This is a genomic window from Parabacteroides goldsteinii DSM 19448 = WAL 12034 (assembly GCF_000969835.1).
Taxonomy (GTDB): domain Bacteria; phylum Bacteroidota; class Bacteroidia; order Bacteroidales; family Tannerellaceae; genus Parabacteroides; species Parabacteroides goldsteinii.
In genome coordinates this window covers 114,413-128,423 of record NZ_KQ033915.1, presented here as the reverse complement: position 1 = coordinate 128,423, position 14,011 = coordinate 114,413, and the positions used below count along the sequence as shown (strand labels likewise).

Annotated in this window: 14 protein-coding genes; 3 read left to right on the top strand and 11 right to left on the bottom strand. The window is 41.6% G+C overall.

Annotated features, from left to right (window positions below):
- Positions 1 to 321: 321 nt before the first annotated feature.
- The 7 genes from HMPREF1535_RS24630 to HMPREF1535_RS24600 all read right to left on the bottom strand — a co-directional run bounded on the left by HMPREF1535_RS24630 (position 322) and on the right by HMPREF1535_RS24600 (position 6,844).
- Positions 322 to 1,206: an MlaD family protein gene (locus HMPREF1535_RS24630; RefSeq protein WP_046147934.1), complete on the bottom strand. Its 885-nt coding sequence runs from the start codon at positions 1,204 to 1,206 to the stop codon at positions 322 to 324.
- A 24-nt stretch (positions 1,207 to 1,230) separates the two neighbouring features.
- On the bottom strand, positions 1,231 to 2,430 hold the full coding sequence (locus HMPREF1535_RS24625; protein WP_392391981.1) for an N-acetylmuramoyl-L-alanine amidase family protein: 1,200 nt from the start codon (positions 2,428 to 2,430) through the stop codon (positions 1,231 to 1,233).
- A gap of 247 nt (positions 2,431 to 2,677) precedes the next feature.
- The gene (rplI, locus tag HMPREF1535_RS24620) at positions 2,678 to 3,121 is read right to left on the bottom strand and encodes a 50S ribosomal protein L9 (protein ID WP_007654153.1); all 444 of its coding nucleotides are present in this window, start codon (positions 3,119 to 3,121) and stop codon (positions 2,678 to 2,680) included.
- A gap of 21 nt (positions 3,122 to 3,142) precedes the next feature.
- Positions 3,143 to 3,412, bottom strand: coding sequence for a 30S ribosomal protein S18 (rpsR, locus tag HMPREF1535_RS24615; RefSeq protein ID WP_007654155.1), 270 nt, complete (start codon positions 3,410 to 3,412; stop codon positions 3,143 to 3,145).
- A 2-nt stretch (positions 3,413 to 3,414) separates the two neighbouring features.
- Complete coding sequence (gene rpsF / locus HMPREF1535_RS24610) at positions 3,415 to 3,768, bottom strand: 30S ribosomal protein S6 (protein ID WP_007654157.1); 354 nt, start codon at positions 3,766 to 3,768, stop codon at positions 3,415 to 3,417.
- 119 nt (positions 3,769 to 3,887) lie between these two features.
- Positions 3,888 to 5,396: a sulfatase gene (locus HMPREF1535_RS24605; protein WP_010800476.1), complete on the bottom strand. Its 1,509-nt coding sequence runs from the start codon at positions 5,394 to 5,396 to the stop codon at positions 3,888 to 3,890.
- Positions 5,397 to 5,623: 227 nt separating this feature from the next.
- Positions 5,624 to 6,844, bottom strand: a complete 1,221-nt coding sequence (locus HMPREF1535_RS24600; protein WP_046147932.1) for an alkaline phosphatase family protein — start codon at positions 6,842 to 6,844, stop codon at positions 5,624 to 5,626.
- A 379-nt stretch (positions 6,845 to 7,223) separates the two neighbouring features.
- Here HMPREF1535_RS24600 and HMPREF1535_RS24595 point away from each other — a divergent pair, with 379 nt between their 5' ends.
- Positions 7,224 to 8,231 (top strand): alpha/beta hydrolase, encoded by a 1,008-nt coding sequence (locus HMPREF1535_RS24595; protein ID WP_046147931.1) that lies wholly within the window; start codon positions 7,224 to 7,226, stop codon positions 8,229 to 8,231.
- Here HMPREF1535_RS24595 and HMPREF1535_RS24590 read toward each other — a convergent pair whose 3' ends face one another.
- On the bottom strand, positions 8,232 to 9,617 hold the full coding sequence (locus HMPREF1535_RS24590; protein WP_046147930.1) for a protein kinase domain-containing protein: 1,386 nt from the start codon (positions 9,615 to 9,617) through the stop codon (positions 8,232 to 8,234). It abuts the gene before it with no gap.
- A 141-nt stretch (positions 9,618 to 9,758) separates the two neighbouring features.
- On the opposite strand from HMPREF1535_RS24590, the gene HMPREF1535_RS24585 reads away from it, so the two are divergent.
- Complete coding sequence (locus tag HMPREF1535_RS24585) at positions 9,759 to 11,246, top strand: capsule assembly Wzi family protein (RefSeq protein ID WP_007654167.1); 1,488 nt, start codon at positions 9,759 to 9,761, stop codon at positions 11,244 to 11,246.
- Between the two features lie 2 nt (positions 11,247 to 11,248).
- Here HMPREF1535_RS24585 and HMPREF1535_RS24580 read toward each other — a convergent pair whose 3' ends face one another.
- Positions 11,249 to 11,986, bottom strand: a complete 738-nt coding sequence (locus tag HMPREF1535_RS24580) for a lysophospholipid acyltransferase family protein (RefSeq protein ID WP_044215226.1) — start codon at positions 11,984 to 11,986, stop codon at positions 11,249 to 11,251.
- Positions 11,987 to 12,125: 139 nt separating this feature from the next.
- Here HMPREF1535_RS24580 and HMPREF1535_RS26045 point away from each other — a divergent pair, with 139 nt between their 5' ends.
- The gene (locus HMPREF1535_RS26045) at positions 12,126 to 12,296 is read left to right on the top strand and encodes a hypothetical protein (RefSeq protein WP_165364523.1); all 171 of its coding nucleotides are present in this window, start codon (positions 12,126 to 12,128) and stop codon (positions 12,294 to 12,296) included.
- 80 nt (positions 12,297 to 12,376) lie between these two features.
- Here HMPREF1535_RS26045 and HMPREF1535_RS24575 read toward each other — a convergent pair whose 3' ends face one another.
- Both HMPREF1535_RS24575 and HMPREF1535_RS24570 read right to left on the bottom strand, forming a co-directional pair.
- Positions 12,377 to 12,694 carry a DUF3467 domain-containing protein gene (locus HMPREF1535_RS24575; RefSeq protein WP_046147929.1) on the bottom strand — a complete coding sequence of 106 codons (318 nt, stop codon included), beginning with the start codon at positions 12,692 to 12,694 and terminating at the stop codon, positions 12,377 to 12,379.
- A gap of 385 nt (positions 12,695 to 13,079) precedes the next feature.
- The gene (locus tag HMPREF1535_RS24570) at positions 13,080 to 13,943 is read right to left on the bottom strand and encodes an endonuclease/exonuclease/phosphatase family protein (protein WP_007654171.1); all 864 of its coding nucleotides are present in this window, start codon (positions 13,941 to 13,943) and stop codon (positions 13,080 to 13,082) included.
- Positions 13,944 to 14,011: the final 68 nt, after the last annotated feature.

Here is a 14,011-nt window from a genome sequence, read left to right as displayed (position 1 = left end):
AAGTTTAGAAATTAATTCGGAAAAAAAAAGTGCCGAATTATTTGGTTCTTTTGAATGTTTAATATAGCATTTAGTGTCAACAAGTTATAGAAAACAAGTCTGATTTACAAACACTTAAACACTTACACATCCAAGAGCCCTTTATTTTAGGACACTTTTAATTATTACGCTATCCCACTGTTTCTCATGCAAAAAGGCCCGTAGACTACGTTATTTTCCTCTATCTAAAGACCTTATGCATCTCTAAAAATACGTTTAGACAGTTTTTTCCTTAATTGGAAAAATTCTAAATAAGATTAGATGATTTAATATTCTTTTCGGTTAAAAAACAGAAAAATGAACATATCTTTTCGGATTCTGCTTCAGATCCAGTAACAACCTTGATGCATTTATCATCGTACTATCCAGATTATTATATAAACTTCTGTCATTCAGCAACAACCCTAATGTATTATCCTTCTGGTTCAACTTATCTGTTGTCAGTTGCAGATTTGCCAAAGTCGCATTAATGGAATTGACGGTAGTCGCCAGATCCAAACCTTTTAAACTGGTGCTCACTTCATTAAAATTACCGGTTATCACTTTCAAATCAGACATAATACCCGGCACGTCTTTACTCAGCATAGTATTCAACTGACGAGTAGAAGCCTCCAGGTTACCTGTAGTCCTCGCTATATGATCGAGAGACTGCGTGATAGCCGGATGATTGATCAGTACCTGCAAACCGCCCAGTATAGAATCCAGCTTAGGCAAAAGGGCTTCCACTCCCGGCAGAATCTTCTCCTGCACAGACTGCATCATATCCTCTTCCATCTTCCCTTCAATCGTAGCCCCGGGCTTTAAATAATCCTTTACATATTTATTCAGATGGATATGAAGTTCGCCACCACTCAGAAGCGTCTTTATAATCGTAATGTAACTTCCCGTCGTAAGCTTCATTTCATCATCCAGACTGATCTCTACCGTTATTTTATCTGTATTCTCATAATCATAAACAATACTTCTTACCAATCCCACTTTAAAACCATCGATATAAACAGGACTGGATACCGTCACATCCTTCACATTATGAAATGTAACGAAATAATGATTTACCGGTTTAAATAAATTTATACCTTTCAGATAATTAATCCCGAAATACAGCAACGCCAAACTAATAATACTTACAAGTCCAATCTTTGCCTCTTTGGTCAATATACTTTTCATCCTTTTAAATTATATGTTTCTCTTTTAATACTTTACCTTTTTGCCATCTTTAAATGCTACGATAAAAGCATCTTTAAAGTCTTTAGCAGCCTGTCGGCGCAACTTCCTGATCGAATCGAAATCGGTCGTTTCGCCATAGGTGTATTTATAGATTCCTTTCTCCACAAAGAAGTCTACATTCTTATATCCTTTAAACACTTTTGCCCCCGGAGAAAGTTTTTTATCCGAGGTAAGAATTTGCACTTTATAGACAAATTTCCCTGTTGCATTCGATTTTGTCCGAGTCGCAGCAGTAGTTTGTTTCTTTTGTGAAGAAACCGAAGCATTTTTCTTTTTATTCAGAATATCCTCTTCACTACCGGCAGGCACAGCCTCTTCCGTTGCTTCATATTCAACATAAGACACCTCCGAGCTTGTTATACCCTGCACAGATCCGGATAACCCTCCCTGCTTTCTGTCGTATTCTTTCTTATACCTGCTGAATGCGTCATACAAAGCACTCGCCAACCGGTTTTGCCCATCCGAAGATTTCATAAAACGCTCCTCATCCCGATTCGAAATATACCCCAGTTCGACCAAAACACTTGGCATACTAGTCTTCCTCAAAACCAGGAAACCGGCTTGCCTTACCCCTCTATCTGCCCGTTTTGCCGAGACAAAGCATTTTTGTATCTCTGAAGCAAAACTAACGCTCTGCTCCATATGCTTGTTCTGCATGAACTCAAAAATAATATAGGATTCGGATGAATTCGGATCAAAACCTTCATACTTCTGCTGATAGTCATCTTCCAGCAAAATAGCAGAGTTTTCACGCATAGCCACAGCCAGGTTTTCGTCGGTACGAGCCAAACCTAACGTATAAGTTTCCGTTCCACGAGCAGTGCTACCTTTTTTGACTGAGTTCGTATGGATGGATATAAAAAGATCCGCCTTATTACGGTTAGCTATATTCGCACGTTCATCTAGTTCTATAAAACGATCTGTCTTACGGGTATAAATAACTTTTACATCGTCATGACCGGCGGCTATCTTATCCCCAAGTTTTAAAGCCACAGAAAGATTAATAGCTTTTTCATTAATAACAGTACCGCGAGCCCCAGGGTCCTTTCCTCCATGACCGGCATCAATCACGACAGTAAAAGTCTTCTCTCTCGCCTGAAGTACAGGAAGAGTCAAAAACAAGGCCATCAACAGATTAATATATAGAAAAGATATTCTAGCCACAGTAAACGATTTTATGCAAATTCGGGGCAAATGTAGCATTTTTTTACTGATAAAGAGAAGTCTTTTTCTATAAATAATTAGTCATAGCCGGTTTAACGTCGTTCATTCCGGTATCCGGCTCATAGGATAACAGAACAAAACCAGATGAATCTTTATACAATATAAAAGTAGTCCACCCAACTATATAAAACCACAAAAGGGCAAATCCCGAAGGACTGCCCTTTTCAACTTTATATCGTTTACTGAATTATTCAGAAACCACTTCGAAAGGAATTTCAACAGAAACTTCCTTGTGAAGTTTAAGGATTGCTTTGTAGTTACCTACTTCCTTAACAGCATCCTTAATGTAGATAATCTTACGTTCTACTTCGAAACCAGCTTTTGCCAAAGCTTCAGCAACCTGGATATTTGTAACAGAACCGAAGATTGTACCAGTTGAGCTGGTCTTTGCACCGATAGTCAATGCAACGCCTTCCAACTTTGCTGCCAATGCCTGAGCATCTTCTTTGATCTTAGCCAATTTGTGAGCACGCTGTCTCAGGTTTTCAGCTAATACTTTCTTAGCAGACTCAGAAGCGATTACTGCCTTACCCGTGGGGATTAGAAAGTTACGTCCGTAACCGTCTTTTACTGTTACGATATCGTCTTTGTAACCTAAATTGATTACATCTTCTTTCAAAATAACTTGCATATTCTGTCTCCTCTCTTTTTATTATTTCATTAAATCGGTTACGTAAGGAAGCAACGCCAGGTGACGAGCTCTTTTTACAGCCTGAGCGATACGACGCTGGAACTTCAAAGAAGTACCTGTGATACGACGCGGAAGAATTTTACCCTGTTCGTTCAGGAATTTCTTCAGGAATTCAGGATCTTTGTAATCGATATACTTGATACCGTTCTTTTTGAAACGGCAATATTTCTTTTTCTTAACGTCTACTGAAGGCGGAGTTAAATATCTGATTTCTGATTGAGTTGCTGCCATGATTAATTCTCCTTTACTGTTTCTTTAGATGATTTCAGATTTCTTCTCTTAGCGGCATATTCTGCTGCATATTTGTCCTGGCGGAAAGTCAGGAAGCGGATCACACGTTCGTCACGACGGAAGTGAACTTCCAAAGTAGCGATAGTTTCCGGATTTGCCTTGAATTCAACCAGCTGATAGAAGCCTGTTGTTTTCTTGTCGATAGGATAAGCTAATTTGCGCAATCCCCAATTTTCTTCGTTCACGATTTCAGCACCCTGTTCTTTCAGGAGGTTCGTGAATTTTTCTACCGCTTCCTTCATCTGTGCGTCAGACAAAACGGGAGTTAAAATGAAAACGGTTTCATAATTGTTCATAAAACGCTGTTTTATATTTGTTAGTACTTAAAAATTTGCGGGGCAAAGGTAAGAAGTTTTTCCGAGTATACAACACATTACGTGTTATTTTTTACTCCAAACGTCTGCTACTTCCTCTTTTAATAAACCGGTCTCAGCACATTTCCGTTCGCATCTTCCGGATAAAGCGCACCTTCGGCATCGAGTTGTGCCGTCATTGCTTTTACCATCTTGACCAGTAATTTTGGATTTCTTTCCGACACGTCCAATGATTCGCCCGGATCTTTCTTTAGATTATACAGACGGTAACGGGGTTCGGACGGATTTTCCGGATTATAATAATAAATCAGTTTCCAATCTCCTTCTATATAAGTAGTAAAGTAACTTCCCCGATGCTCATGTGGGAAATGCATCAGCACAGTTTCCGGACGGCTATTGTTTCTCTTTCCTTCCAATTGGTCCCGCAGGTCGACACCATCGATAATATGGTCCTTCGGATTTTTTGCTCCGCTCAACGAAACAAGTGTCGGATAAATATCCATAACAGTCCCCATCTGTAACTGGACACCACCGACTTCAATCGGTAATTGTTTTTGAAGCGGATTATTCATATCCGGCTTACCCCAGCAGGCAATAAACGGAACGCGGACACCACCTTCAAATTCAGAGCCTTTCTTTCCACGCAAAGGAGCAGAAGAAGTGTAACCTTTATCATCACCCAAAGGGGCATCGGAACCATTGTCACCCAGAAATATAATTAATGTATTCTCGGCAATCCCTAATTCTTCTAGATGATCCATAATATCACCCAGCGATTTATCCATTCCTTCGATCAACGTAGCAAAATCAGCCGCGACTTTCGGCCTTCCCGTATAACGGTAATGATCGGCAAAACGTTTATCTGCCTCAAAAGGAGAATGAACAGCATAATGGGACATATATAAGAAGAAAGGCTTCTTCTCCCCTACAGCCTCAGTGATCTGCTCATTGGCTTCCAATGTCAGAGCTTCGCTCAGGAATGTATCTGTACCATGATACTTTTCTAATCCCGGTACGGCACGAGCCTTCTGTCCTTTGATATGTCCGTATCCGTTCTCCCCGTAATAACTACCCGGATGCCCGATGGAAGAACCGGCAATATTCACATCAAAACCTATATTCTGAGGCAGTTCACCGTCGCTGTTCTGGCAACCGAAATGAGCCTTGCCGACATGGATCGTTTTATATCCGGCATCGTGCAGCACACGGGGCAATGTTACATCATTCTTCGAGATACCTTTCCAGTTCCAGTCTGTCGGCCCGAAAGGTGTTTTGTTATTTGTTTCAGAATTGATCCAGTTGGTCGTTCTATGTCGGGTCGAGTTCTGGCCGGTCATGATAGATGCACGGGAAGGAGAACTGACACTTTGCGCATAGAAAGTAGAAAAACGAATTCCCTGGCGAGCCATACGCTCCATATTCGGAGTCTGATACCAGTCATTCAGCGGATAACGGACCGGATTACCTGCCTCATCCGTCAGAAACGGAAGCGAAGTATCCATAAGGCCCATATCATCGACCAGAAAAACAATAACATTCGGACGTTCCTGTGCCACGAGCGGCTGTCCGGCTAAACATAAAAGAGTTGATACACAAAGAGTTTTTTTCATAACATTTTATTTTAATAATACAAATGAAATCTATTTTTACATGACAGATATTCCAACTAGCACTATAGTCTCTCCTTGTTCAGACAGCTCCTTTTTTGACCACCTACAAGAATTTTTCGCAATCACCCTTCAGCATAAAACGCCTAAACATCAAGCATTTAAAAGAGCATAAAAGCTAAAACTTGACTATAAAAAGTCTCTGGAGAAAACAACCGACATAATTTCTTTTATTTCTGTAACCAACGATTTAGATGATTGCCCGGAGACACGACAACGAACTTATAAAACTGCGATGCCGGTAGAACCTGCAGATCGACCGTATAACTTTTCACGCCGGCCGGAAGTTCCGCGAGCTTAGTCCACTCATCCTTTCCGCCTTCCCTGAACTTATTAGCGGAAGCGGCATAGACTGTGACCGGGGCATTTCCTGTGTAGGATTTCCAGGACAACTCCACCGTATTATCATAAGGCAGAGTTTGCAAATCATAAATATCGGTCTGCCCGATAAACGGCATGCCATCCTGCTCCCAAAGTACAGCCTGCGGGATTTCAAATCCCATATAACGGCAAATGGAAGGAGCAATATCCGTGATAGCCAGGGAGCCTTTTGTAAAATGACTGTTTACAGGGATATTGGTCGAAATCCAGGTAGTACGTTCGCGCCAGGACTGTCCCCCGTGACCATGCCCATTCTCTCCGCGTCCGTGATCGGTTGTAACAACAACCATCCATTCTTCATCAAAGTTTGCTTCGCGGTACTTGACAGCTTCCCAGATACGGGCAACCTGATTGTCAGCCTTCCGGACATATTCGTCGAAGAAAGCCCCGTTTCCGGCAATATGCCCTGCGTCGTCGGTGTACCACAGATAAACCCAGCTCAGGTCGGGAGCCTCTTTACGGATACCTTCTGCGGCATCCTTCGATATTTGTTCATCTATATCGAAGATATGCAAATCCTTCTCCTTTTTAGGGAAACGGACCGTATCCAGATCGTAACCGTCTTTTACATAATCTATTTTAAGATTGTTTGTTTCCTTCTTCCCTTCCCCGATCAACACGGTACGGTTATCCGTCCAGCTGGAATAAATGGCTGTTTTATACTCTTTGGGTTGTTCTTTCGCGATCCTGAAGATAGTCCAGTAGTTATAATTGGGTTTCAGGTCCGAATTGCCGCCCACATTATGCTTATTAAACCAAGTAGATGTCAGCAAATTGGTATATCCGATCGCCGAGATCGTAGCGGTCTGGGAATATCCTCCTATCTCACCTCCGGTATAAGCCCTGCCATAGGCTCCCCTCGACGCTATATCAAAAATCGCCGGAGTATGCAGTCTCTCGATCTGGTCGGCAGGAACCCCGTCGATGATTATATACACTGCCTTCTTCGTCTTGGCAAACAAACCGGTGCAACACAGCACCATCAGTAACAAAGAATAAAAACGTCTCATAACTATCTTCCCTTATTGATCATTAATGAAGTCCTAAAAGTACACAATTATTTTATTTAATGAAATAAAGAGCAGCATAAATCAAACTAACCGGAAAGACTTGACTATTTAGTTTGTTTGTCATAGACTTTTCGTATTTTTCTCCCTTATTCTTTTTCTTTTGAGCAAGCTAAAAATCAATTTTGAGCATGCATAAATTTAATCTCCGGCATGCTCAAAATTAAATTCATGCATGCCGGAATGAATAAAAATACAAGAGGAAAGAACTAAATAGTAATATAGAAAAGATTAAAATACAATGTCTTCCGTTCTAATTGTTTACCTACCTTTGTGACCGGAACAATGATATACCCCTCGTGGTTATAAAAGGAAAACGATTATGAGACGCAAACTTTATTTTACATCTTTATTTATTCTACTGGCAATCAACCTGTATGCCCAATATGTACCCGATGTATTGGGAGACGGATACCTGCGTCGTACTTTTCAAATGCCCGACGATTACGAAGGGAAAGTGGTCTGTACGCTGGTCAAGAAGCCCCAGTTGCCCGATGTAAAACAGGCGGTCCTGTATATTCATGGTTACAACGATTACTTTTTTCAGAAGCAACTGGGTGATAGCGTGAATGCACACGGTTACAACTTCTATGCGATGGACCTGCGAAAATACGGGCGTTCCATCCTCCCCAACCAGAATCCATTTTTCTGCAAAAGCCTTACGGAGTATTTCGCGGATATCGATACGGCACTGGCAACCATACGTTCGGAAGGGAATGACAGAATCCTGTTGATGGCTCATTCCACGGGAGGATTGATCACCCCATTATATCTGGATAGTAAAAAGGATAACCTTCCGGTCGACGGGTTGATATTGAACAGTCCTTTCCTCGACTGGAACTTCGGATGGTTTATGGAAAAGATTGCTATTCCAGCTGTGGCATTTATAGGGAGATTCTTGCCGAACCTGACCGTACAAGGCTATGGCATTGCATCTTACGCACACAGCCTGTTGAAGCAGTTCAAAGGGGAATGGGAATACGATACAAACTGGAAGATGATTAACGGGCATCCTAAAAAGGCTGGCTGGATAAAGGCTATTCAGGAAGGGCAACGAAAAGTAAGGAAAGGCCTGCACCTGGATTGTCCGGTTCTGGTCATGTCGTCCGACAAGTCATATCCGGAGACTAAAGAATGGCATAACGAATATCTATCTTCCGACATAGTACTGGATGTACACGATATCCAGAAGTATGCTCCGAAGCTGGGAGAGTATGTGACCCGCGACACGATACCGAACGGCATCCATGACCTGATACTCTCCGAAAAAGAATCCCGCGACCACACCTACCGGACGGTTTTCGACTGGATGAACCGGAAAGGCTTCTGATCATTTTCTGCCGAGAGCCGAGATATGTTGCTTCATCTGGTTATTCATATCTTCCAGAATGTAACGGTTGACATAACTAAAGCTAAAACGGAAAAAGTAATCGCGTAACGTCCCGGCATTGGCGGGAGATGCCAGACTATGCAGATGGTTCAGCGCAATAAAAGTATACCCCTCACGGGAGATGCGGTTGTAAAACTCAATTTTAGTCCGGTCCAGCGCGATAATGTCCCCGTCGCTTTCAGCGAAACCGTTCATCGCTTCCTCCCAAGTGATCTGCGTACGTTCTTCATAAACGGCCCAGCGGTACACATCCTTGCCGTTTACCTTTTCGGGCAGTGTGTTCGAATGGTGAACCAGGATATAGTCGTTCCGCATATCGCTGTCACTGTGAATCCAGATATCCAATACCTTATATTGTGCTGAGTTATCGAACTTGATATATCCGTTCTTGCATATCTGAGGAGAAAAGACATTCCGCTCCACATCCGTGAAATAGATCAGGTTGCTGCCAAAGAAGTCTTTTCTGGAGACAAACTCGGAAAAGAGTTTTGTGATCTTTGCCTGGTCCGAACAATGGACAAACTCGGGAAGTTCCTTAGGAAAGTTCTTCCGGCAGATCAGGCTGAACTCTTTCAATAACTCACTCGGATCACGTTCTTTCTGGATCTCTACAAAAGCCAATATCTCATCCACCGAACGGAAGCGCCGGCTGTTATCCTGTGTCAGACAACGTTCCACGATCTGGTCATACAGTTTCAATGCCGGGAAAACCTTGCTTATGCCAGCATCGTTACTGATATTTCCGAAAGCATACCATTGCAGCACCTCTCCGATCGCGGTGATATCTGAATAACCGGCATCGTTATTCTCCAGGATAGAGACATCCGTCAGGACAAAATCATTATGATCGTCCACCAGGATATTACGGGGAGTTATAGCTCCATGGCTGATTCCCATGCTATGCAGGAACTGCACGGTGTTCGTCAGGAAACGGAACAGCTTCAAGAAAGTATCCATCGAAAGTATACTCCGGTATTCTTCCAACGAACATTTATACAATTTCATCACAAGGACCGGTATTTCCTCCCCTTCGACAGTTACGATATCAAAGTCGGCATACTGGACAATGTTATTTCTTGTCTCCAGAAGCGATATTTCCAGGTATCTTGCTTTAAGTTTATTTAACCACTTCCCTTTTCTTGAGTCATCGCCATTAAACAAAAAGAATTTCAAGGCAACATCTTTTCCATTCATTCTCGCTTTGAAGACTATGCCTGCCTCATTCCTCCCTAAAGGTTTGGAATCTAACTGACATTCCCCCAAAGATAATGAAATTCTATACTTTTCAGCATCAAGAAATTCAAACAAAAGTAGCTTATCATCCATATCAAACGTTGTAAATCAAGCAGTGACAACAAAGATACAATTATATTTGTATTTTTATAATGCTTAAGCTTCTTTTTTAAATGAGTCTCTTGAAGCATTATATTTATCATTACCTTTGTTGCGGACAAAAAAGTAAATTAAATGAAAGCCTTACATATTATATTAATAGGAATAAGTTTGCTTAGTATTTCTGTTCGCAGTTATTCCCAGATCAACAAGATACAAGATTCCACAATTTATAAAGCCGAGCTGTTCGGTTCGGCAGCAACCGGTTCGAACACCCCGTTCTGGATGGTCAGCAACCGCTATGGAGTTGTTCCGTTGGATGCAGGAAACGGGCTTTTGAATGCAGGAGTTTTTCATAACCAACATTTCGGTTCGAAGTTCTACTGGGGCGCAGGGTTGGATCTCGTTGCAGCCGTACCACGCCACCGTAATGTTTTCATTCAACAGGCTTATGCGGAAATAGGATACAGAAGCATGCTGCTCAGCATTGGAAGTAAGGAACGGTATAATTCGTTATGGGACCGTAACCTGAGTTCGGGTGATATGACTCAATCGGCTAATGCCCGTCCTATCCCGGAAATTAATATCAGTATGCCTGAATTTACATTAGTTCCCTTAACTAAAGGGTGGCTACAGGTGAGAGGTGATTTTGCCGTAGGTAAGTCATTCGATACCGATTACCTGAAAGATTTCGCCAACTCGAAACAGACTTACGTGAAGAATGTATTATGGCATCATAAATCCTTCTTCTTCCGCATTAAGGACACAGAAAATAATTTTCCTTTATCCTTCACAGCCGGTGTTCAGCATTTTGCCCAATGGGGAGGTACTTCCACTAATCCCAGAATCGGCAAGCAACCACAATCTTTTAAAGATTTCATAAGAGTAGTTTTCGGACAAAAGGGTGGCGACGACGCAACAGCATCCGATCAGATCAACGTACTGGGCAGCCATTACGGTTCTTACGATTTCAAATTAAGTTACACACAAAAGGACTGGGGAGGACATTTTTATTATCAACATTATTTCAATGATAAGTCGGGGATGGAGTTTGCCAATAAAACGGACGGCTTATGGGGTATTCAAGTCGATTTACCAACTATTCCCTGGCTAAATAAAATTGTAGCCGAATATCTGGTAACAATGAATCAAAGTGGACCGATGCACTTTATCACATTCGACCGTGATAAATGGAAAGGCGGCCGCGGAGGTGGAAACGATGATTATTATAATAATGGAGAATACCGGACTGGTTTTTCTTATTTTAACCGTGGAGTAGGTTCACCGCTGATTCCCGCACCGGAATATAACACAGACGGTACTTTAGGCTTTGAGAACAATCGTGTTAAAAGCTGGCATTTCGGCGCAGAAGGCAATATTAACGCACTCCTGTCCTACCGCGTATTATTCACGGCAATGAACGGTTGGGGGACCTCTTATATCCCATACCTGAATAAGAAATACGGAACTTCCAGCCTGGTCGATATCAACTACACGCATCCCCGGTTAAAAGGATGGCAGTTTACCGGATCAGTTGCAGCCGATACCGGAACGATGCTGGGCAAGAGTGTCGGGTTCAGTCTGGGTGTAACCAAGACTGGTTTATTGAAAGCATGGAACTAATTTCACTTATACTTCTCCCATAAGGCAGAAGCAATGATCGCCTGCGTCCGGTCTGCAAATTGCTGCATCCCTTTATGGGAAGGGTCCATATCTTCGGTTGAAATAGCCGGATGAATGATCATCTCCATTTTATGCCGGTGCACATTCAGCGATCCGATCGGCAAAACATCAAAAGGTCCGTTCAATGTAATCGGCACAATCGGCAAATGTTGATCGAGAGCCATCTGGTAAGCGCCTTTTTTAAAACGGATCATTTTCCCGGTATAGGTCCTTGAACCTTCCGGAAAGACAACAACAGAGGCACCGTTTTTGAGACACCGTTCCGCCTCCTGCACACTGCGGGCTGCTGCTTTAGGCGTAGAATTATCCACAAATATAAAACCAGCAGCACGACAGGCGGCTCCCACAAAAGGAATCTTTCCGATACCAGCCTTCATCACCCACTTGATCGGGACGCCCAGAAAACCATAAATAAGAAAAATATCAAATGCCCCCTGATGGTTTGAGACAAACACGTATGATTGTTTACGATCTATATTTTCCCGACCTCTTACTTTTACGGGACAGAGTGCCAGATAACATGTCAGCCGGGACCAGATCATACCCGGGTAATAAGCAAAAATCTTTTCTCCCCCCAACAAACAACCAGCGATGACAGTTAAGGCTGTAACGATCGTGAGCACCAGAAAGACAGGCACAAAAAACAGCCATAAATAAACTAAGTAAAGTATTCGTATCATATATAACTGTATTGATCCTACAAATATAACCGCTAAATTTGATGGATTCATTATTTTTATTCTAAAATATTTTTGCAATCGGGTTATTATTACTTTATTTGCGGTAGAAAAGAAAATTATTATAAAAACATCTATAACCATGAGCGAATTAGTCAAAAATCTTGGGGTAATCGTACTCCTAATCGGTGTAATCATCCTTGCTGTACCGGCTATTACCGGAGGTGTAACCAACACTATCCTTATCGCAGGTTTGGCAGTTATCATCCTTGGTTACGTCGGTCACATTGTTATCAACAAGAAGATGGGGTAACACACACAAGCTTCAAAAAATTAAAAAGGGATCGTTTCTGATAATTGAAACGATCCCTTTTTAGTTTAAAACACGATAAATCAGGCTTCCCCCTGAACGCCTCCCATCGGTGGAATAAAATCTTCAAAATTAGCCGTCTTATTTCCTACTTTCAACTGTTCTTCATATTTTGCCAGGTTATCCTGCAATGCAAAAAACAAGCGCTTCGCATTATCCGGAGTCAGGATCACACGACTTTTCACCTGTGCCTTCGGAGCTCCCGGTACCACACGGATAAAGTCGAGTATAAACTCTGATGTTGAATGTGAAATAATTGCCAGGTTTGCATAAGTACCCTGTGCCATTTCTTCTGACAGTTCTACCTGTATCTCGTTAGAAGGTTTGTTATTGTTCTCCATTTTCTTTATGTTTTATGTTTAACAAATCGAACGCAAATATACTGATATAAGAAGTATCCATGAAATATATTGGAAATAAAAAGGGCCACCTTCACAGGCGACCCTTTTCCAGTTGTGTTTTTAATTCTCAATTCTTTAGACCAATGTAAAAAAAATACCTTATTGTGTTTAATATTTATTATCCTGACTTTTAGGCTAAGGTTTTTTCTGTTCAGACGTATATCTACATTCAGAACGATACAAAGATACAAACTGTAGAAAAAAACACCAAACACAAATTAGTCATTAACTAATATTCCTCCGATAATTAACAAAATAAAACACATATAAAATAGGTTATAAATAGATTTACTCCGAAGTGCATTCCATTACAGACCAATATTTTCTATTTAATTACCAAAGTTGCAATAACCGGACAATGATCGGACGGATACAGATGATTAAGTGTATCTGTAAGTACACCGTTAGTCAAAACCTTTATGTCTCCTTTCATGAAAATATAGTCGATCCATTCTCTCTTTTCAAGAGGAATACGTCCGTAGTCATGGAAAGTCCATTCCGGGCCATATTTCAAATCTGCCACTTCACGGGTATGGATCACATGGCGCGGATCGCTTTTATCTGTCAATACTTTTATCGGATCATCATCCGGAGTCGCATTAAAGTCGCCTGTAACAATAACCGGTAAGCCTTTAGATAGCTTATGTGCTTCTTCCAGCACTAAAGAAGCTCCCTCATGGCGGGCTACTTTTCCCATATGATCCAGATGAGTGTTCAGGAAGAAAAACTTTTTCCCGGATTCTTTATCTTTAAAGATACCCCAGGTAGCAACACGTTCGCAAGCTGCATCCCAGCCTTTTTTACCTACGGCATTCATATCTTCGGCCAACCAGAAATTACCACTGTCTTCAAGTTCGAAACGGTCTTTTTTATAGATAATCGGAGCATATTCACCTTTGGTCTTTCCATCTTCCCTACCAACACCGACATAGGCATATTCCGGCAGACGTGTCAAAAGATCCGTAAGCTGGTGATTCAATACTTCCTGCGCTCCAAAGATATCCGTATTATAAAATTTAACCAGATTAGCCGCTAAATCCTTTCGGTTACTCCACTGATTATCTCCGTCAGCATTCGTATCCATACGAATATTGAACGTCATTACCTTCAAAGGAGCAACCGGCTGTTTAGCCGACAAAAAGCCTGCAAACAATAATACAGACAGAATACTTAACAAAATCTTTTTCATATGTAAATAAATTGCGCTCCCTATCTCAAGAGAGCCGTTTAAACCATTAATAAATTGATTTTTTTAGA

Excerpts from the sequence above, each read along its gene's own strand:
- HMPREF1535_RS24630 (WP_046147934.1), bottom strand. The coding sequence starts at position 1,206 with ATGAAAAGTATATTGACCAAAGAGGCAAAGATTGGACTTGTAAGTATT.
- rplI (WP_007654153.1), bottom strand. The coding sequence starts at position 3,121 with ATGCAAGTTATTTTGAAAGAAGATGTAATCAATTTAGGTTACAAAGAC.
- rpsR (WP_007654155.1), bottom strand. The coding sequence starts at position 3,412 with ATGGCAGCAACTCAATCAGAAATCAGATATTTAACTCCGCCTTCAGTA.
- rpsF (WP_007654157.1), bottom strand. The coding sequence starts at position 3,768 with ATGAACAATTATGAAACCGTTTTCATTTTAACTCCCGTTTTGTCTGAC.
- HMPREF1535_RS24605 (WP_010800476.1), bottom strand. The coding sequence starts at position 5,396 with ATGAAAAAAACTCTTTGTGTATCAACTCTTTTATGTTTAGCCGGACAG.
- HMPREF1535_RS24600 (WP_046147932.1), bottom strand. The coding sequence starts at position 6,844 with ATGAGACGTTTTTATTCTTTGTTACTGATGGTGCTGTGTTGCACCGGT.
- HMPREF1535_RS24595 (WP_046147931.1), top strand. The coding sequence starts at position 7,224 with ATGAGACGCAAACTTTATTTTACATCTTTATTTATTCTACTGGCAATC.
- HMPREF1535_RS24590 (WP_046147930.1), bottom strand. The coding sequence starts at position 9,617 with ATGGATGATAAGCTACTTTTGTTTGAATTTCTTGATGCTGAAAAGTAT.
- HMPREF1535_RS24585 (WP_007654167.1), top strand. The coding sequence starts at position 9,759 with ATGAAAGCCTTACATATTATATTAATAGGAATAAGTTTGCTTAGTATT.
- HMPREF1535_RS24580 (WP_044215226.1), bottom strand. The coding sequence starts at position 11,986 with ATGATACGAATACTTTACTTAGTTTATTTATGGCTGTTTTTTGTGCCT.
- HMPREF1535_RS26045 (WP_165364523.1), top strand. The coding sequence starts at position 12,126 with ATGAGCGAATTAGTCAAAAATCTTGGGGTAATCGTACTCCTAATCGGT.
- HMPREF1535_RS24575 (WP_046147929.1), bottom strand. The coding sequence starts at position 12,694 with ATGGAGAACAATAACAAACCTTCTAACGAGATACAGGTAGAACTGTCA.
- HMPREF1535_RS24570 (WP_007654171.1), bottom strand. The coding sequence starts at position 13,943 with ATGAAAAAGATTTTGTTAAGTATTCTGTCTGTATTATTGTTTGCAGGC.